Source organism: Agrobacterium sp. FDAARGOS_525 (assembly GCF_003938925.1).
GTDB lineage: Bacteria > Pseudomonadota > Alphaproteobacteria > Rhizobiales > Rhizobiaceae > Agrobacterium > Agrobacterium pusense.
This window is the reverse complement of sequence record NZ_RKIU01000004.1, coordinates 281,503-301,334: the sequence shown is the minus strand read 5'-3', so window position 1 is coordinate 301,334 and position 19,832 is coordinate 281,503. Positions and strand designations below refer to the sequence as shown.

Sequence of the window (19,832 nt, the reverse complement as noted above, 5' to 3'; positions counted from 1 at the left end):
AGCGGGATTTTATCGACGGGCGCCGATATGTTGCATGCGATAATCACCGGAGGATCGAGCGGTATAGGTCTTGAAGTCGCACGCAAATTCGTCAATCGGGGTTGTTCCGTTTCACTTATAGCGCGCCGTCGCGCACTGCTGGAAAAGGCTCGGTCGAATCTGGTAGAAGGATATCCTGAAAGACACGATCTTATTCGTATCGCATGCGCCGATGTGACTGACCGGGCTGCTCTTTCGACGGCGGTCACCGAAGCGGAAGCAGCCTTCGGACCCTGTGATATCCTGGTTGTCAGCGCTGGTCGTGTGGATCCCGCCTTTTTTGAAATGCAGTCCCCTGAAGTCTTCGATGCACAGATCAGTATCAACCTTGTTGGCGCAGCCAATGCCGCTCGTGCCGTATATGCTGGCATGAAAGCAAGACGACGTGGGAAAATCGTTTTTATCTCATCAGGTGCAGCAGCTATAGGTCTTCCCGGTTATTCGGCCTATTGTGCGTCGAAGACGGCACTGAAGGGGTTCGCCGAAGCCCTGCAGGCCGAAGCGCAGCCTTTCGGGGTGAGAATAACGATCGCCTACCCACCGGACACCGACACGCCGCAATACGAAGAAGAAATGCTTCACCGCCCTGCCGAAGCAAAAAAAATCACGGGCATTCTGAAACCCTGGCCAGCTCCCAAAGTCGCAGAGAAAATCATAAACGCGGTTGATCGCGGTGTGACAGATGTGCATTTTGGCTTTGCGCTGAGCATGCTCGCCCTGTTCGGCGCATTTATAAAACCCGTACTTTATTGGCGAGCCCTCCGGACAGGCGACAGGCGAGAAGCGAAACGGCATGAATGATATTTTATCCTTGCACCCTGTTCGATTGACGTTTCTGTGTTTCGCTCTAGCAGCGTTTGCCGTCTATCTTACCGATCCTTTTGCCATGCCCGCCGCAGTGCGGCGTGAAAGCCGCACCGAGAGGACGTGGGCTCGCACAGCAATCGAATTGGCCGCAAGACTTCCAATCATCCTGTTTGTTTTCACTATCTTTTTCGCGATCTCATGGAGACCCATCTACTCCATGGCGGGAACGATTAGTTTTTTTATTATATTCACTGGTATTTCCCGTGCAAAATTCATATTTATCCGGGAGCCTCTGGTCTTTTCTGACATAGCCCTTGTCGTCGATGTTTTTAAGTACAAGACAATATTTTACGCGACGCGATTAAATACTTTATTTTGGCTGGCGTCGTTTTCTTACGTATTTGGTGTTTCGACATTGTTCATGCTTTTTGAGCCGCATTTACTACCAGAGCGGAATCACCTTTTATGGATCGCGGTTGGGGTATGTGTGCCTGTTTTGCCGGTGATACTGCTTTTCATTCCTCCAACGGGCGAGGCTGCGGCCCGGGTCGCCGAGAGTTTTCTCAGGACGTTGGACGCGCGACTGAATACGGCGCGTTACGGGACGTTTGCGTCCGTTGCCTATCACTTCATGATCTGGCTTGGCAGACGGCGCGATTCTATCGTCGCGGACTTAACGCATGGCATTCATCATGTCTGGCAGGAACTGGTCGGTCATCCATCGGACAAGGCTCCGCTGATCGTGTTCTGGCAGTCTGAATCTTTTCTTGATCTTCGTAATCTTGGCGACACCGGTCTGGAACTCCCCGCTATTGATTGGCTTAAACAGCGCGCGGTACAATGGGGACGTATGACGAGCGTCTTTGAAGGCGGCTACACCCTTCGCACAGAATTCTCCGTACTGAGCGGTCTGGAGCCGGACAACATCCATGCAGATGCGAGCTATCCCTATCTGCGCGCCTCTTTTTACTCGGATGTTGTTTGGCCCTCGAAATTGCGCAAGGCTGGTTGGCATACCCACTTTATTCATCCCTATGACAGCACCTTTTTCAATCGCAAGAAAGCCATGCCGCTATTAGGCTTCAACGAAATGACGATGCTGGAGGCTTTCGACCACGTAGCCGCGCGCGATGGCCCTTATGTTTCCGATGCTCGCCTGACCGAAAAAGTTCTGGACATAGCAACGCGGATCGATGCCGATCAGCCGACGTTGCTTTTTATCGCCTCGATGGGCAATCACGGGCCGTGGGAAGCGGGCCGGTGCGAAGGGCTTACCGATTCCGTCGAGATTTACAGAAAGCTGTTGCAGGACGCCGATGCGGCGCTTGGGAAATTTGTATCTGCAGTTGACCGTTTTGACCGCCCGGTGTGGCTTGTTTTTTATGGTGACCATGCCCCTTTGCTGAAACGCTACGCCGACCCATTTCCGGATCCACGCACGGATTACTTTATCGCTCCCCTTGGGAGTGCGGCAGGAAACGGGGCGCCTTCGGAAGAAAAGGAAGAGGCCCCATGGAATTTATTCAAGGCACTTATTTATCACTCAGGACTTTTTAGAGTAAACCAACGATGACTGCGCGAGACGCGTTTCTCTTCCTGCAAGGGCCGGCCTCGCCCCTCTTCATGAAGATTGCCGAACATCTGGAGGCGGCCGGACGCGCCTGCTTTAGAATAAATCTCCATGCCGGTGACAGCCTTTTCTGGCGTCGGCGCGGCGGTATTGCTTACCGCGGGCGTCCCGAGGATTGGGGGCAGTTTGTAGAGAGCTTTATTGGTACCCACGGCATCTGCGCGATGATTTTGCTGGGTGAGGAGAGGCCCTATCACGCTGAAGCCATTCGTATCGCACACGCGACGGGTATAGATGTTTACGTGATCGAAATGGGTTATCTGAGACCGGACTGGGTCACCATCGAGCGCGATGGCATGTCGTCTAACTCTCGATTTCCAAATGACCCGGCAACGATTCTGGCTGAGGCCCGGCAGTTGCCCGGGCTCGATCGTGTGCGTCGCTATCACCAGACCTTTCTGGCTGAAGCGCTCTATGATCTCGCTTATAATCTTCCATCGGTGTTCTTCCGCTTTCTTTATCCGCACTATCGGCGCCACTCACTGTTTCATCCCTTGGCGGAATATGCGGGATGGATCGTTCAGCTGACCACACAGAAGATTCGGAACTCTCGCGCTCAGGCGATGATTACCGCGTTGAAGCGAGAGAAGAACCCCTGGTTCGTCTATCCGTTGCAACTTGAAACCGATTTCCAGTTGCGGGCACATTCGCCCTATCATAGTCAGAAACAGGCGATTGCTCACATACTGACGTCTTTTGCGGAACATGCACCGACAGATGCCCGATTGGTCGTGAAGGTCCATCCGCTCGACAATGGACTGATTTCATGGCGTCGTGCAGTAAAAAGCCAGGCAGGGAAGCTGGGTATTACCAGCCGCATTCTCTATTTTGGCGGGGGTGACCTGGCAGCGTTGATTTGCGGAGCGTCGGGGATTGTTACTGTGAATTCCACGGCGGCACTCCATGGATTGTCAGACGGGATCCCGGCCAAGGTGCTTGGCACCGCGATTTACGACATAGCAGGCATGACCGATCAGAGACCGCTTGATCTGTTCTGGCAGGCGCCGCATCAACCTGATCCCGAACTGACGGGCGCTTTTTATCGTCTGCTGGCCGCGTCTATTCAGGTACGGGGCAATTTCAGTTCGCGAGCTGGCACGTCAGCTGCAGCTCAGGCAATTGCAGCACGAATCCTGAGCGGGAGGGTAAACCTCCCCGGTGGCGACAGCGGCCATGTCCCACGCCAGAAGCCAATAAAATATCCGCCAGGCCTATTTTTATAGGCTCAAGCACGGTTGTGATGATTTGAGAAGGACTACGGTTGGATAGTCCGCCGCAGTTCGACCGGGGATGCCGTATCGGCATTCGAGCCGCTTCCAGCACCCTGGTCGTTTTCAGGAGGCTCCCCGTTTTGATATGAAAGTGGTGCGATCACGGTCCCTGAATTTGCCCGGAGGCCCGCGCGAGCAGGTGCGAGTTTCGCTGGAATTTCGATGTCAGGCGTGGAGTGGCGCTTTTCGTAGCCTGGGTTAATGGAAGGATCCACGAATGTGTCTGTACCGTGCAACAGGCGAAGGTTTTCCTTTTCCTGTTCAAAACGGCGTTTCCTTTGACCGACGAGGTCAGACCCCCGAGAGGCGGATTCATGATGATACAGGCAGGCGAATGGTGTCCATATGATGCGGAACCCGGCCTTGTGAGCCCTGATGCAATAATCGACATCATTGTAGGCGACCGCGAAATTTGCTTCATCCCAGTCTCCGATTGCCTGCCGGCAGTTCCCTGATATCAGCATTGCAGCACCGGTTACGCAAGTCACCGAGTTTCGCAGATGCAGCCGATTCATGGGCCCACCGTAATTGGCCGGCTTGTTGAGATACCAATGGCCGGCGAGGCCGCCGAATCCGACGATGACGCCGGCATGTTGTATCTTGTTGTTTGGGTAAAGCAGTTTGGCGCCGACGATGCCTGTGGCATCGAATTTCAGGCAGGAGACCATCTCCTTTAACCATCCGGCGTCGATAACTTCAATATCATTGTTGAGAATCAGGAAATGTTCGCCGGAAGCTTTTTTCATTCCGCGATTGATGGCTTTGGCGAAGTTGAAACTCTCCTCGGTTATGATGGCAGAAAAACCCGGTCGTGTGTCCCGGTAATGCTGATACAGTTCGAGAACCCGACTGTCGGTGGTTCCGTTGTCGATTATGATGACCTCGAGATTTGGATAGTCGGTTCCTTCGAAAAGCCCCTTGAGGACAGTGCCGATAAGAGCGTGGCTGTCCCTGCTTGGAATGATTACCGAGATTTTCGGCCAGTCATGTTCAGCGGCGACAGGAAACTCGACGCGATGAAGTGTCTGGGTCAGCGCAGGTACGACGGTTACGCTTTGCCCCTGTCGCTCAAATTTTTCGACCAGTGCAACGCGTGCGGCCTCGGTCGCCCTATCGATAAAACGGCGAGAGTATGTTTGACCGGTTCTGCGCCACCAGTAGGCCGCATAAGGGACATGGAGCACGTGGTGTTCCGGGACACCTTCAAGATAGCGGAGCAGGAGGTCATAATCCTGCGAGCCGTCAAATCCCGTTCTGAGATAACCGATCTTTCGAAGTCGGTCGTGTCGATAAACAGAGAAATGGTTGATATAATTAACGCCTGTCAGCAGCACTGGATCGAAGGCCGGCTTCAACATCAGACCGCTTGGAATAAGGCGGTCATTGACGACCAATTCATCCGTGTAAAGGAACTGGGTTTGAGGGTTGTCGATGATCGCCTTTGCGATGATTTTCAACGCGTGGGGCGCAATGACGTCATCATGATCGAGTAGGGTGATCCACGTTCCCCGAGCTTCCATCAGCCCGGAGTTCGTAGCCACGGCTATGCCACCGTTAACCGAGCCACGGATAATTTTGATGCCTTTGCGACCAGCGAATGCCTTGTAGCATCGCAATGTTTCTTCGCAAGATGATGCATCGTCACTCAGAATCAGCTCAGCGCCTTCCGCGCGCTGCATCTCGAACGATCTGACAAGATCATCCAGGTAGCGCTTCGGAGCGTTATATACGGGAACCACAATGCTCAGCCATACCGGGTCCGTGGCTTCGGGGCGAGCATTTGGCAGGCTCCGTGCCAAGCTTTGCTGCATCTCGACAAATTTCGCCAGTTCAGTTTTTCGGCGTCGCAGTCGAGGTGAGGGCAAACGTAGCCGAAATCGCGGCAAGTTGCCGATATCCCACCGTATTGCATCGCACATGTCGTGGTTCATGCGCATCCCGATCATCCGTTCCGCACTTTCTCGATTGGGAAAAGACGTCACTGAAAATGAGAATTCCCCCGGCTGAGCGGCGGGGTCAATCCGCATCGAGCAAATCAGCCCCGAACGGCCGACATCTACGGTAATAATGAAACAAAGGCCCGGGTCATGTTCAATCGTGTCCCGCTCTCGATAGCCGTGTCCCTTGTTGATGTACACTTTTGGCTGGAGCATCTCGCCGTCCGTCGACTTGAGAAGGATGACGAGGACCGGTCGCCGAATAGCGCTGAACCGAATATCGAAAAACGGGTCATCTCCGCTACTGGTCCACAAATTATCTCCGTGAAGTTGCACGGGTGCCAAATCCTTGCTGGCGCTGATTCGCAGTGTCATTGCAGGCTCATCCTTCCAGCATTTTCATTCTCAATACGCGTTCGAGAAAAAGTCCCAGGCAAAGGGATAGTGCACCAAAACTGATAATATAGGTTCGGTCGAGCCATTTGTCGCTGTAGCCCGGGAAATAGGCCAAGCGCATCCATTCTACGGCATGAAAGACCGGATTCCAGGACAGGATATAGGCGATACTCTCTGGGAGTGCGGCGGAGACAAAAAGTGTTCCGGACGAAATATAAACGACGATCATCGTCAGCGCATAGATCGTTGCAAAGAAGGGCATGAACATGACCATGACGCAAGCCAGGGAGCCGGCACCAACGGCCAGAAGGATCGTCGCAAGATAGGCATAAACCGCTTCGAATGGATCTGCGGGATAGGGGTTGTCTCCAAGTGCGAGCAGGATCATGAACATGAAAAACAGAGTAAGAGCGGCAGCCACGACTTCAAGAAATGCACGTGCCATCATAATGTCCACGACTGTTACGACCGGGAATGCCAACATAGAGCGGTTCAGGATGAGTGATAACGACATGAACCGAGACACATACATGAATGCCAGCGTTGGAATTAGTCCGGTCGCAAAAAAAACGTTCAGGCTTTCACCGTACGGTGTCTTGCGACCCATGACCGTATATATTCCAAGCAGAATAATCATGTGCGCCAAAGGCCAGAGAGAAACGAGAAGAAACCCCAGTCCGTGGTTGAAGAAGCGAGTGCGCATGTCACGCAGGACCACGGCCGTCATGACATTTTTTTTCTCAGCCAACGCGTGAAGAATGGTCATGCGTCGGTTCATGTTGGGCCCCGTCATCTGCAATATCCTAGAATTTCTGTTTGTCCGCCCCTAAGGGAAGGATATTCGGGGTGTTTGCAAGATAAGTTTTTACCGCAGCCTGGGTCGCGTTTTTCGTTCGATGACGTAACTCGGCACTCGCCGCGAGATTAAGAATAGCCTCTGTCCAGGCTTGACGGTTATTATCAACCAGTATCTCGCCGTCGTTTGCGTGTTGCTCATACACATGGCCTCGCGAAAAGATCGCTGCGGCACCCATGCGCGCGACGTCGAAGCGTTTTGTGCTTGATCGGGCATCGTTCATTTTATTCTGGACGAGAGGAACGAGCATGATGTCAACGTGTCTCCGTTTGGTTTCATAAAGATATTGTCTCCAGTCCTGGTGAGGTTTCAGGCGAAAGCGGTCCGGAGGAAGCCCGGCCTTCATCCACAGGAGCTTGAGCCTGCTTCCAGATGCCGTAACCTCGAAATGTAAGTTGGGGCATTTGGCCAGCGCGTCCCTGACGATGGGCATCAAAAACTTGTGCTCGCTGTCATGGTTACCTGTGGCGTGAAACGCCATGACCAACACGGTTCCGGCCGTGGAGGAGAAAGCAGGTGTATAGGTATCTTCGGGCGGGAAAGGCGGGACAACGACCGGTGAGTTCGGTCGGCCGCGGCTAATTGTTTCAGCGAGGGCTGGCGTCGAGACCCATATGTCGGAAAGAAGACGATTCAGGATAGGAAGAGGCGCGAGGCCCAACGCGGTTAAATACATCTTGTAAGCCAGAGTTCCACCGCTGTCTGTGACGGTGGCCGCGATATCGTCGTCGATCAAAAGGCTGCTTCCTGCAAGCCTTTTGCGATGCTTATAAAGCCAGAAAAGCTGGCGCAGTCGCATGTAGCGGCAGACAATTACAAAAAGTCCTTCAGGATCAATATCGGAAAGCCTGTCGTTGAGGTTGCGAACGCGTGTGGCAAAGGGCGCGGTCGCCAGCCGTTCTTCCAGATAGTAGGTAAAGGTGGGATTGTGACCATTGGTGAGCACAAGCAAGCGCTGGATTGGTGATCCTTGTTTTTTTTGCCAACTGCCCGCCGATGGTTTGGGCAAAATTGCATAAAATATGTGCCGGAGCGAGGTGCCGGGCATTTTTCACTCACTGCAGGCTGCGGCCGAGGTAAAGGAGGCTTACTGCAATTGCCCAGGCGACCAAGCTCGCGATAAATGTCAGGCTTATCCAGAGAAACCGCTTCGGGTAATTTGCCTCGTCCGGTACGCGGGGCGTAAGAAAGCTATCGAGGTAAAGAAGCTGCTGCTGGCTGACAAAGCGGACCTGCTCCACTGTTTTGGCGCTTGACGAGAACTGCTGTTCCGCCAGCGATTGCGCCAATTCGAGCTGAGAAAGGTCTTGTGACACATCGGCGAGATTGCGCTCCTTGCCTGTACCCGCCAACTGCGCCTTGAGGTTGGCGATCTGTTCTTCCTTGCTGCGGATTTCTCGTTGAAGAACGCGCATCTGCGGTGAGTTGGACGATACGACAGCAGCCTGCGAACTGTATTGTTGTTGCAGTTTCAGACGTTCTTCCTCAATGGTTCCTATTAATGTGGCAATAATCTGCGAACTGCTGCCGACACTCAGGACGCCTTCACGATTGCGAGCCGCAGCAACCGTTTCGCGGGCTTGTAGAAGCTGTTGCTTCGCGTTTTCCAGGTTTGTCTCTGCCGTGGCTATGATATCCTTCCACATGCGGCTGTTGACTTGATTCACGACAATTTCCGACGCTTTGACGATCTCCTCGACCAGCAGAGCCGTATCCTCCGGAGAGAAGGCCTTGACCTTGACGGTCACGATCCCGCTTGATGCGCTCACGGATGTTGTGACCATGTCTTCCCAGTATTTCTTCATTTCTTCCGCCGTCGCATCTTGGCTGAGGCGCGCCCACCAGTCGATGCTGTTTCTGCCGAAAAGCTGCTTCAAATCGATGCCGCGGTTACGCAGCATGTCCAACATTTCGTGGCTCTTGATGAGGTTCGTTACAATTTGCGTGTCTTGCACGATTTTCGCGGAAGGTACGCCCGTGACCCTGGCGATTTGATCCTTGCCAAGGGCTGGCGTTGAAGAACGGACAGTGAAGCGCGTTTCCGACTCATATTGATCTGAAGCAAGAAAGCCATAATATAATATGACGGTTATGTTAGGGGCGGCAAAAAAAATAAAAGTAACGAGAAATACTGCCGCTGTAAAAAGGCGGTCGGTCATTCTGGGTCGAAGGCCAACAACCTTGTAAAGACTGCTTCGTGATGAGGTTGAAAAACGCAGTTTGCGCGCCGACGAAGCTAGCCGCTGGGAAATCTTGCGGCTGGCTTCGAGTCCGACCAGAGGCCCACCACTGCTGTCTTCCTGTCGCGCCAAAGGGACCCTCCATAGCATATCGCGTTCCGACCGGCGTCCGGCTGTAAGCAATCACCGGTTCAGTCGGTAATAGGCCTCGATCGCCCGTTCCACGTCATCGTAATACATCATTCGGCCATCAACGAGTAACACGGCTCTCTCGCAATAGTCCTTTATTGTCTCCATAGCATGGGAAACCATGATGATGTCAGAATTTTTGCGTCTGCTGTTGAAGGCCTCCTTGCATCGCTGCTGGAACCGCGCATCGCCAACGGCGGTAACCTCATCAACAAGATAACATTCGAATTCGATTGCCATGGACAGACCGAACGCCAGTCGCGCGGACATGCCTGAGGAATAGGTTCGAACGGGTGCGTTGATGTAATCGCCGAGTTCGGAGAATTCCTCGACGAAACGGGACACGCGTTGCTCATTTTCGCCATAGGCTCTAGCAACAAAATTGAGATTTTCTTTACCGGTCATCTGCGCATTGAAACCGCCAGCGAAGCCGAGTGGCCAGGACACCCGGACATTCTTGCTGATTCTCCCCGAATTTGGCAGGACTGTTCCCGCTATCATGCGCATCGTCGTCGATTTACCGGCGCCGTTCACACCAAGGATGCCGTATGAATAACCTCGCTCGAACTCAACGCTCACACGGTCAAGAATGATCTTCTTGTGACTTTGGGTTTTGAAGTGCTTTGAGACGTTTTGGAAACGGATCATCTCTGTCCTATAACCGGTGGTCTTCAACGGATGCCCAGGCGAGCGAGAGGATTGTCCAAGCCGTGAGCAGGCCAAGAAAAATCAGGACAGGGGAAAGGAAACGCCGCGGGTAAAGTGCTTCTTCGGGCATGGCTGGGTTAACAAAGACCGTCAGGTAGAGCGCTTTCCGGACTGCGGCAGCGAAGGCCTGATCGTAGTTGCGCCGCGCAGCTTCATAGAGTTTCTCCGCGACGATCCGGTCGGTTTCGACTGCGGAAAAACTTGTGATGACATTGGCGAGGGAAGCGTCGGCGCCGCCGGTGATTTGCGCACGCATGTCATCGACCTGTTGACGGACGCTTTCAAGGGCGAGAACCAACTGACGGTAGCGTGGAGACTCCGTCTTGTTCGACTGGCGCAGAACAAAGAGCTGGCTTTCCATCTCAAGTTTTCTCCCCAGTAGCCCAGTAAGAAGAGTGCCTTTCTGCTGTGCCTGTTCTGTCGGGTTCAATAGCCCAGCGCCTTGCTGAAAACGGTTTAGCTTCTCAAGCGCCGCCTGATAGAGCCGATCTGTCCGTTCGACTTCCTGCCGAAAACCGGACATCATGTCTTCCCGTGCGCGAACCGTCAGTTCGTTGACCAGTTTTTCACTTTCATCAAGGATAGCCTTGGCGAGATTGACCGAATCCTCTGGCCTGAAAGTCTGAACTTTTAATATCACGATGCCGGAAGGACCATCGATATAAACGACGACGTGCTTCATCCAGTACTTAAGGAACTCTTCATGCGAATTCTCCGGGTTGAACCGGGCCGCGAAGTCCGCATCGGCGCGCTGGAAAATGGCGCGATAGTCAATCTTGCCCTCCAGGCGGCGCAGAATCTCCGCTGAATGAATGAAACTAGTGACGACGTAGGCGTCCTGCGAGGACGATTGCATGCCCATAATACCGGCATCAAGCCGGTCGTCCGCTCCGTCGTCCGTCAACGATCGCACGGCGAAACGTGCTTCCGATGTATATTGGTCAGATGCGATGAATATGAAGTAAACCAGCGAAGCGATGAAAGGGATCAAAACGAGCAGCATAAAAGAAATGAAAGACCATGGCAGTTTACCTCCAGGCTGGACTGCCGGCTCTTCGTTCCCTTCGACATCGATCTGCGGTGATGTCTTGGCCAGCAGACGTCGTTTCCCGGAGTCAAAGAGGCGAAGCCACCCTGTTCGCTGCGGCGTCTCATGGAGCTCTAACGGGGTTTGCTCTGCTTTTTCCTGCTGTTCGACTTTTCTCATCATGTCAATCATCCCTGCAACCCGACGTCAGCCGTGAACCGCTTTGCGTACATAGTGGTCGAAGATGAGATCTTCCTCCAGCATCACTTCTGCAATAGGCATTTGCCGAAGCCGCAAGGCGATATCCGTGAGGACAGAATGCTTGCTCGTAACGGGAACATCCATTGGCGGCACGGAAAATAGCTCGCCAACGGCATGTTGGAAGTGTGCATCGGCATCTCCGTGGCCAATAACAGTGAATCGGGCAAGTGCGCCTATCGCCGGGGCCACGTCACGACGTGTTATGCGTTGCTCAGGATGTGTACAGACGAATTGATGTGTGATTGGGGAGATAAGTACCCGACGAACCTTGTCAGGTGCTTTTTGAAGGGCGCGTTTGATGGCTCTATCATCTTCCAGATTCAAGTTCGCAAAATGTTCGACTGCGGGCGAGAGGATGAGGCGGTCGCGATCACCGAGGAAGTTCACAGGACCTTTGGCTAGTCTATTGAGTATAAAAAGCCGGCATGCCATCTCGTAATAGGGGTCGGGAATGTCAGCGATCGCTTGGAAGCCCTTGTCGAGGAAATCTTCGTAGTTGCGCAACAACAGCCTGCCACTGATATAAACGGACGAAGCAGCATTCAGATGAAAGGCTTGCATGGTCGTTTCGTGTCCGAAGCGCTCGACGCTGGATATAGCATACTGGAAATGTTGGCCGCAGTAGGCGTCAAACTTCATCATCGGCAATATACTGAGTTCCAGCCGCAGAAGCTTATGTTGTACCGGATTATCAACTGGTGGGCGGCGATAAATCAATAGGCCAGTTTTTTCATCCCGAATGGACAGTCGACGTTGCGACACAAGATCTGGTATCCGGGTCTTGTCTATCCGGAAACCAACCACACCCGTTGCGTGTCGTCCAGCATGAACAACGCCCGGTTTGGGTTGGTCGCAGGGAATTAGGACGTTCGTGTTGTCGTCTTTTGTAACGACAATTGTTGCTTCATCAGAGAAGCCATCGGGGATCAGATATCCCTCGATGACGGTGCCATGATCATATTCTACGTTGAAAAGCAATCGACCAAGTCCGCATCTTCACCACTCGAGCAAGCCGTCTCCCCGGACTTTATCGTCTGGCAAAAACTGAAAAACAAGGACCACCAGCATGCTCATTGTCTATCGCCTGAATTTCAATTGTTGAATAGCCCAAACGTTCCAAAAGCGCTAGAATCTCGTTTTTTTCAAGCCAGAAATGGCGATCTTTCATGCCGCCACAAAAAGAAGCATTCTGGTCCGCGTTCTGATAACTTCTCTCGTGATAATGAAGATCAATCCCGGCCACCGAACGACGTTCTACGCGACCGCTGAAAGGGCGACGCCGAACGTCAGAAGATGGCATCGCATCATCATCGAAAAAGTGTGTCCAGATGAAAACCGCTTTTGCGCGCTGGGAGAGCAGGTGAAGGAACTCTCCAGGGTCCGGCATATGGTAAAGGACACCAGAGGCAAGGGCGAAATCGTAGGTTTTTTCTGTTTCCTGAAGCCACTTTTGGATGTCGCCCAAGTAAAAAGAGGCCCTGTCAAGTTTCAGGATTTCTTTCGTTACGAGGCACCGCAGAAAGCAGGACTGGTTGGCTTCTATAGCATCGATGTTGGCCGGGCGTCGGCCATTCAGGATGAAGGTGTGCATTGCCTCAAGTGGGCCGACTTCAAGGACTTCAGCCCCTTCGACCGACCCGTAGGCTTTCAGAGCCGACAATATCCTCCCGTCCTGAAAAAGTGGAATGGTCCCAGCTTCTAGACCGGGGACCGGAAAGGACGAACTCCACCCAGGTAACGCGTCAATCGCATTTTGGTGATGGGGATGCCGCATTTCAAATTGCGTGAAAACGTCAGCGTTCGTTTTCTTCTGGTTGAGGTCCGCAAGCTCTTGCACCGTTCTATCGGATTTGTAGGAGGAAAGCCGCTTCAAAACTGATGCAGACTTGGGTAGCGTCCAAGGAAAGATTTTCATCGAGTTCCCGTCTGTTATATTGAAACCCGCCTAGTGATAAGTTGCGTGATCGGGCAACGAATTCAAAGCGAATACATTTGCTGGATAGCAGTGGATACCACCTTGGAACGGCCACAATCAATTGTCTTTCTGAAGACGCAGCGTAGTTGCTAAAAAAACGGACATGCTCAGGTTGTTTAACCGGTGATATTCTGATCGGCAACGAATTTGCCGGAGACCTCAATTCGTGAGAGTGGGATCTATGACAAGCAGAACGCCGAACAAGTTTAGCTTGAAGTCCGTGAGCGTGCGATACGAGTGGTTTTGGATCACGATGCAGAACATCTGCTCCAGACACGATTCTGCTCCCTGCCGTGGTGCGTGAATAAGTGAAGAAGACGGGGGCATTAGCGACATCCGAGCAGGTTTGTCGGTTAACACGGCCGAGAAGATGAGATCCTTCAGCGGAATAACCGCGAGCTTCGTCAGGCTAACCAGATTTGCGCAAGGCTTCGGCCTATTGACTTACCCCCGATAAATTAGGCCATTTGGAACTGGAATTTTCCACTTATTGACGTGTTCTCCGAAGGGCGAGCCATCCCAAATTGAACACGCTGGGCTCTCTTCGTTTTCTTTTGATGCATTTATCCATCTTTGCTAACTTGAAGCCATCAAGCCTCCATAAACAAGTCCCGATCAATCGAATATTCTAAGGATTAACAGTTGGCCAAAGCATTTCTCGTTAAGCGCTGGTTTCTGGTTGGATCTGTGATGTTACTTGCAACAGGGAACGTCGAGGCCGATACATCCGTGTGTGGACCCAGTATTAGCATCCCCGTCGGCGACGGGCTAAACGGCGTTGAAATCGACAAGGTGTGGTCAGGGGCAACGGTAACTTTTGATGCTGTCGCTCGGAACGGAAAAACCTATTTTGGTTACTACGATGCAGACAGGTGGCTCGCTGTGGCGCAATTCGATTCCGCCTCCGGAATTGTGTGTCGCACCCGACTAACATCACAGTACGCGGGGTGGGACAGTCACAACATTATTGCACTTGCATTTGATGGCGACGGGCAACTCCACGTTGCTGGCAACATGCACTCCAGCCCTCTCGTTTACGGAGCCGCAGCCAGTTCGGACAGTATCAAAGACATCACCCTTGCTCCGATGATTGGACGCGACGAAAAAAAGGTCACTTATCCTAACTTCATCAATAGCTCTGACGGCAAGCTTTATTTTGCCTATAGGAGCGGTGACAGCGGAAACGGGGAGTGGGTTGTTAATGTCCGCGATGACCAAAAATGGAAAAGAACGCTGGATGGCCCGATATTTTCTTCAGTGTGGGATAGTTCGCCCACAAGCGCCTATCCGACTCCGTTTCGCGTATACCAAGACGGTTTTATTCACATCGCCGCCGTCTGGCGCCGCACGTCTGATGTTGCCAGCAACTATGCCATCACCTATGCCCGAACGCGGGATTTTATTCATTGGGAAGATCATAATGGGCAGCCAATCACACCACCGATGAATCCGGGCAACAGCGACATGATCGATGCTCCAGGGGAAGGCAAGGGGTTGGTCAACGCAGCTCGAGTAGGCATCACGACTGGCGGGAAGCCGATTGTTGCTTACACAAAATACGGTCCAGATGGAAAAAACAGCATTGTTCTGGCATCTCCGTCTCGGGACGGGTGGCACCAATCAATCATCGCGACCGCAGAGCAACGAAATGTTATCGCCGGTGGCGGGTCAGTTCCGAATTTGCCAACAATAGGGGATCTATATGTCTACCGTGGAGAATTAGGACGCATAACCGTTGCTTTCCCCGGAGAAAAACAGAAGCTTATCTCGTTCGAAACAGATACCCTCAGAGTTGTCGACGCGCCCAAGTCCGACACTAAACCTGCTGTAGGCCGTAATCTCCATATTTCACCACCTCAAGGCCTCGCCGATATTCGCAGAAACTCGCGCAGCGTCCGAGTTGATGGATCAGCGGAAAAAACGGCAGGCTCAATAATCTACTTCTCCCAAGGGGTTAATCGCGACAGTCCGCGAAAATGTACATTGAAGCAACCGACCGCATGCGCCCCACCCCCGTCACCCCTCATATTCATACCGTAGTATGGAGGAGAAGCGTCTCTGGGCCGGACTAAGATTCAAACATATCTTTTGCGGCTCGCTCTACGGCTGAAATGTCAAGCTTCCAGTCGTCAAGCATCGGACCTCGTTCTGCCCGAATGGTCGTTCCTGTCACGACCCTTAGCTTGCTGTGCGTCGCATGTGCAATTAAAGGGTCGTTCAGAAGAACGAATTTTTCTGGAGAAACAAACAATCTCCTGCCTTGGTGTTGCGAGTAAATAGCTCCATAGACGTTGGAGCCGGATGGACCGGCAATGCATTTGGCTCCCGCAAAAATTTCTATTTGCTCCTTAACACTAAGTGTTTCCGGAGAAACTATAGAAAAACCTAGCCGCTGGAATACATCAGAAGTTTCATTCTCATTAAGCAAATTCCTCTGCTTGTGAAACCTCATGCGGCTCGCATAAAGCCTCTCGGGTGTGCCAATCTTTATAAATTTAGACCCTATTTCGCGCCAAAGATTGTAAACTTCTTCCGAGGCTGCTCGATCGAGAACGTAGCCTTGGCTGGCGATATAAATCTCTCGGCATCGAACCGGTTTGCTGAAATAAACTATATTTTGTTCAGGGACGCCAAGTGACATCAGAACCGTTTTTACGTGCTCTACAAGTTTGGAAGACGTAATAAACTTAAGTTTCGTAAGTGATCGATCATGCAATAAAGGCCACAGCCTACTAAGGACCTCAAGGGTCCAGTGGCCGAAGTGCGAAGCCTGCTCGCCGTCCAAGTAATAAACTGGCTCTTGCATATCAACTGCGTCGTTGACGTGTCGAGTAGGGAGAAAGCCATCTCCTTGTAATTTTGAGTGCGGGTGAGGAGAAGTCGTATCGCTTCTACGAAAACTATCCGGCAATATCCTACCGTCCTCGGCAAGCAAGACCTGCCCAGCGATGCAGACGACATTTCGCAACTTCACCAAGTATGTCACTGGAGGGTCAATGCGTTTGAGGGGAGCTCCCTCCGTGCCTATATCTAATTCAAAAGACGGCCCGCGACGCCAATGAAGGATCTCCGCATTTGTGTTCGTGTACTGGGCAACAGTGCGAGCCACCCCAATGTCAGCGACGCCTTCCGTCGGTGCTGCTGGAACTTGCATCAAATCCCCCCCCTATACAAATAGAACCCCATTGTAGATTGCGTCATACCTCCAGGCTTCCGTAATGCTTAGGCCATTTGGCTAAAACTGCATTTCGCATCGCTTGAAGATGAGGGTTTCCTTCCATGTACTGAATCGCCTGCCGAATTCTCTCCGTACCGTGCTTTTTTGCGAACATTTTCGATCCAGCATTCATAAACGCCACTCGGTCTTGTGAAGAGTAGCTCTTTGATTTCACATGGTACACGAAGGTGTCGAGAGCTACAGCAAGAATGAACCCCGCATCATCCGCTCTGAAACAATAATCATTTTCTTCGCCATAACCACGCGGAAAACCCTCTTCGTCGAAATATCCGATAGCCTCGATTACCTTTCTACTAATCGAAAGGCAAAAGCCATGGACTAGCGGTACAAAAGGAAAAGTCAGACCGGCGGCCTCCTTACGAACGAAAGAGGCAAATTCATCAATCGTAACACTCGGTGGGAGCGTATTAATTGCAGTCTGATTTGCGGAACTCTTTACGAACGGTAAAGATTGTGTACTCGCGGCATTAGAAAGTGGGCCGACTATTCCAACTTGTGGAAAAGCTTTAAACGTGGCTTTTATCCGCTGGTCCCATCCCTCTGTAACGATAGTATCACTATTCAGAAGAGTACAAATATCCGCCGAGCTTTCCGCCAGTCCTTTATTCGCGGCTTTTGTGTAATAATGCTGCTCGTCTAGCCGAATTATAGTTACAAAGTCGCGTTCCGCAGCGAACTTTTGAAGCATTGAGACCATTGCTTGATCAGACTTGTCGTCCACGATTATTAGACGTTGGAGGCCGGCACTCCAATGCTTGATGAGGCTTTCCAAGCAGTTTGCTACGTCGTCATGTCCGTTATGAACACAAACAATAACATCGTGCACCATATTAGAATCCTCGGAATATGTTAATCATGCGCTGACGAGCATGATGCCTATGACTAAAAAGCATGAAATCTGGATGTTCGCGCACTGATCGCCCGGATGGAAGTAATTCAATCCATCTTAGGCCAGAATTTTCGATTGCATAGTTCACGCTGAGCTGGTCTCGGTGCGTGAAACGATTAATTTCCCTCCACCACAGCGACATAAATTTTGCCACCCTCGGTGATTTAGGGCGGCAAATGAAGAAATTTGTTTCAATCAAACGTGACTTAGCGACCCGAATGTCCTTGGAATACCGACTGGTTTGGCGCTCCACTGCTTCACTAGGGACGACACCCTTTTCCACAAGAGTTTTCGCTTCTTCCAGGTAAGTCTCGCGAACTGGGTGAGGGATGAACGCGCAATCGGCCTCCGCGTCTTCGAGCCGATCAATGTATTCAGAGAGATCACCGAAAAAGTGCACATTCGAGTCGGACCACACCGCATAATCGTAATCCGAGAACCACACATGAGGATGCGTTTTCACAAAACGCGCTGTCCTAACGGGTATATGGCTAACGTAATTACTTATTCTGTTAACGTACCCAGAAGGAACCTCAGCAGGAGCGTCCGTAAAAATAACCCGATCAACTTTTCCAGGGTTAGTAATTAAGGGAATTATGGTTTCATACGCGCCAGAAACGCACGAATATAACGCCACTTTATCTTCGCGCAGCCGTGCATTTTTCTTCGGCGCACGTATGGAAGGGGCGACTTTGGTACGATAACTCTCAAAGTGGCGCACGAGATCATATGCAACGTCGACCGTCACGAGGTGCAATTCAGTATCGGTCAGAGCTGGCAATAAGCCTATAACTCGTTCAATACCGTGCGCCACAGTGCCGTCCTTTTGCCCCTCTTCCTCAGCGAAATCTTCAAGTTTTAGACCTAGATCAAGAAGCGGCTTCAGCGCAGACGTTCTCGCCCAAAAGAATGATCCGGCCGGATAGTCGGGGCACTGGTCCGGAAGAGGATCGGAAGTTAAGCGCCTATAAAGCTTCTCAACTATCTCCTTGTTTTTTCCATAGTTCGGCTGATCGGCCAATGTCCAGAAATAGCATGGTGCAACAAAACCTACTCGCTCATCGGCTGTGAAAATATTAAGTATGCCATCGACAACGCCAACAGAACCAAGAACAGTATGGCATAAGTACCTAAACCAACCATTATGCGACCGATTGTGCGTGGATCGTTTCGTATGGACATGGCAAAACAAAGTTGCATCGTTCAAGGCGTCCGAAAAGCCGACTATCCAAGAAGCGACATCGCGTCCCCTATTTGGAAAGTTTCGAACAATCACGTTAGTAACGGATGGTAACCTGCTCAGGAAAAAGGTCGTCCAAGCCTCTGAATCTTCGTCCTCTTGGACTGATACTAAAAGCGTGAATGGATGCCGAATATTCATTAGATACTGAGTAATCTCTTCGGCCATTTCGGAAAAATACAGGTGCACGTGAAGCGCGATTTTCTCGCGATCAATTCCCGGCACGGGGGAGGCTGGCGCGTCAAATTCAAGAATGGTTTTAGGCGTTCCCGCTTCAGCTGGAGAGTAACGAAGTAGCCCCAGGTTATTTTGGCGAGCAGTTGGTTTGGGTGAACGGCCTTCAATAGCACCGTGCTGGATATAGTGTAAAAGAGGATTCCTCCTCGCCGCTCTAACGTCGCGGTAAATCTCCAAGTATAAACTGGATGAAAAGGCGGGACTTGGGTCAAATCCGAGTGTTGCCCCAATACGCAAGTAATGAAGAATCGGATCCTCATCTCCTACATCTTTACTATATTGGGAAAGATACCATGCCTCGTCAAACAGCCCGGAAGCACTTATAAGGGTGGAATCGGGTCCCCTCACAGTAATTTTGGGTTGAATGGGAGGGGGGGCGCAGCTGGTGCCTGTCGTATATTAGCCTTTACAGACTTAATTGCTACTGTTTCTCTCTCTTCTATACGCCCATATTTAACATAATGAAGGAAGGCTGGATACCCAGTCGCCAGAACATCCTGGTTCATTGAGAGATATGACTCGGGGGAAAACTCGGCGTTAGGCTTTCGTCCTAATCGCTCACCTATCCAGAGGTAATGCTCAATCGGGTCCATCCCCAAGGTATTTACATCTGGGTATTGCTCACGATACCATTTCTCATCAAACATCCCAGATGATCTGATGATTGCGACATCGTCTTTACTGATCAAACTCATCAAACGTCCCCGCTGCTACCTATGCCCTCAGCCACAACTATTGCCCCAACCTCCCGACAGGACAGCTAATGGCACGCAATGGTAGAGTCAAGTTACAATCCGCCTCGACTCGTGGGGTGCTGAGGTTGTATAATCGCAGATGAGATGTCGATACTTATTCTCTAATCATCGCCTCCCCAATGGTTGCTTTCGCGGTCTACATCAGGATCCACTAAGTTCGAACCTTCAATTTGAACGACGCATTCAGCGCTAAGACA

The 19,832-nt window shown here is 51.6% G+C and carries 16 protein-coding genes; 4 read left to right on the top strand and 12 right to left on the bottom strand.

Annotated elements, in window-relative coordinates; all coding sequences use genetic code 11:
• Positions 1–27: 27 nt before the first annotated feature.
• The 3 genes from EGT36_RS17880 to EGT36_RS17870 are packed head-to-tail and all read left to right on the top strand — an operon-like array spanning position 28 to position 3,699.
• Positions 28–840: an SDR family oxidoreductase gene (locus EGT36_RS17880; RefSeq protein WP_172965664.1), complete on the top strand. Its 813-nt coding sequence runs from the start codon at positions 28–30 to the stop codon at positions 838–840.
• Positions 833–2,419 carry an LTA synthase family protein gene (locus tag EGT36_RS17875; RefSeq protein ID WP_125270747.1) on the top strand — a complete coding sequence of 529 codons (1,587 nt, stop codon included), beginning with the start codon at positions 833–835 and terminating at the stop codon, positions 2,417–2,419. The genes EGT36_RS17880 and EGT36_RS17875 overlap by 8 nt, the downstream gene beginning before the upstream one ends.
• A 50-nt stretch (positions 2,420–2,469) precedes the next feature.
• Positions 2,470–3,699 (top strand): capsule polysaccharide biogenesis protein, encoded by a 1,230-nt coding sequence (locus tag EGT36_RS17870; RefSeq protein ID WP_286084155.1) that lies wholly within the window; start codon positions 2,470–2,472, stop codon positions 3,697–3,699.
• 32 nt (positions 3,700–3,731) lie between these two features.
• Here the strand turns inward: EGT36_RS17870 and EGT36_RS17865 are convergent, their stop codons facing one another.
• The 8 genes from EGT36_RS17865 to EGT36_RS17830 are packed head-to-tail and all read right to left on the bottom strand — an operon-like array spanning position 3,732 to position 13,216.
• Entirely contained in the window at positions 3,732–6,059 is a 2,328-nt protein-coding gene (locus EGT36_RS17865; protein WP_125270745.1) for a glycosyltransferase family 2 protein, read from the bottom strand.
• A 7-nt stretch (positions 6,060–6,066) separates the two neighbouring features.
• Positions 6,067–6,846, bottom strand: coding sequence for an ABC transporter permease (locus EGT36_RS17860; RefSeq protein ID WP_244455657.1), 780 nt, complete (start codon positions 6,844–6,846; stop codon positions 6,067–6,069).
• A gap of 37 nt (positions 6,847–6,883) precedes the next feature.
• Positions 6,884–7,984 carry a glycosyltransferase family protein gene (locus tag EGT36_RS17855; protein WP_125270744.1) on the bottom strand — a complete coding sequence of 367 codons (1,101 nt, stop codon included), beginning with the start codon at positions 7,982–7,984 and terminating at the stop codon, positions 6,884–6,886.
• A 7-nt stretch (positions 7,985–7,991) separates the two neighbouring features.
• On the bottom strand, positions 7,992–9,248 hold the full coding sequence (locus tag EGT36_RS17850) for a KpsE/RkpR family capsule polysaccharide export protein (protein ID WP_125270743.1): 1,257 nt from the start codon (positions 9,246–9,248) through the stop codon (positions 7,992–7,994).
• A 51-nt stretch (positions 9,249–9,299) separates the two neighbouring features.
• Positions 9,300–9,953 (bottom strand): ABC transporter ATP-binding protein, encoded by a 654-nt coding sequence (locus EGT36_RS17845; RefSeq protein WP_125270742.1) that lies wholly within the window; start codon positions 9,951–9,953, stop codon positions 9,300–9,302.
• A 7-nt stretch (positions 9,954–9,960) separates the two neighbouring features.
• Positions 9,961–11,223 carry a KpsE/RkpR family capsule polysaccharide export protein gene (locus EGT36_RS17840; protein WP_125270741.1) on the bottom strand — a complete coding sequence of 421 codons (1,263 nt, stop codon included), beginning with the start codon at positions 11,221–11,223 and terminating at the stop codon, positions 9,961–9,963.
• 24 nt (positions 11,224–11,247) lie between these two features.
• On the bottom strand, positions 11,248–12,279 hold the full coding sequence (locus EGT36_RS17835) for a hypothetical protein (protein ID WP_107341540.1): 1,032 nt from the start codon (positions 12,277–12,279) through the stop codon (positions 11,248–11,250).
• Positions 12,280–12,328: 49 nt separating this feature from the next.
• A complete protein-coding gene (locus EGT36_RS17830; RefSeq protein ID WP_234823822.1) occupies positions 12,329–13,216 on the bottom strand; it encodes a class I SAM-dependent methyltransferase in 888 nt (295 codons plus the stop codon).
• A 702-nt stretch (positions 13,217–13,918) separates the two neighbouring features.
• Between EGT36_RS17830 and EGT36_RS17825 the strand changes: the two genes are divergently transcribed.
• Positions 13,919–15,316 (top strand): BNR repeat-containing protein, encoded by a 1,398-nt coding sequence (locus EGT36_RS17825; RefSeq protein ID WP_125270740.1) that lies wholly within the window; start codon positions 13,919–13,921, stop codon positions 15,314–15,316.
• Positions 15,317–15,344: 28 nt separating this feature from the next.
• On the opposite strand, the gene EGT36_RS17820 is transcribed toward EGT36_RS17825, so the two are convergent.
• Genes EGT36_RS17820 through EGT36_RS17805 form a run of 4 tightly spaced genes read right to left on the bottom strand, consistent with a single transcriptional unit; the run spans position 15,345 to position 19,575 of the window.
• Positions 15,345–16,430: a glycosyltransferase family 61 protein gene (locus tag EGT36_RS17820; protein WP_125270739.1), complete on the bottom strand. Its 1,086-nt coding sequence runs from the start codon at positions 16,428–16,430 to the stop codon at positions 15,345–15,347.
• A 43-nt stretch (positions 16,431–16,473) separates the two neighbouring features.
• Positions 16,474–17,343 (bottom strand): glycosyltransferase family 2 protein, encoded by an 870-nt coding sequence (locus tag EGT36_RS17815; RefSeq protein ID WP_107341857.1) that lies wholly within the window; start codon positions 17,341–17,343, stop codon positions 16,474–16,476.
• A 1-nt stretch (position 17,344) separates the two neighbouring features.
• Complete coding sequence (locus EGT36_RS17810) at positions 17,345–19,228, bottom strand: rhamnan synthesis F family protein (protein WP_125270738.1); 1,884 nt, start codon at positions 19,226–19,228, stop codon at positions 17,345–17,347.
• Complete coding sequence (locus tag EGT36_RS17805) at positions 19,225–19,575, bottom strand: hypothetical protein (protein ID WP_125270737.1); 351 nt, start codon at positions 19,573–19,575, stop codon at positions 19,225–19,227. The genes EGT36_RS17810 and EGT36_RS17805 overlap by 4 nt, the downstream gene beginning before the upstream one ends.
• Positions 19,576–19,832 lie beyond the last annotated feature (257 nt).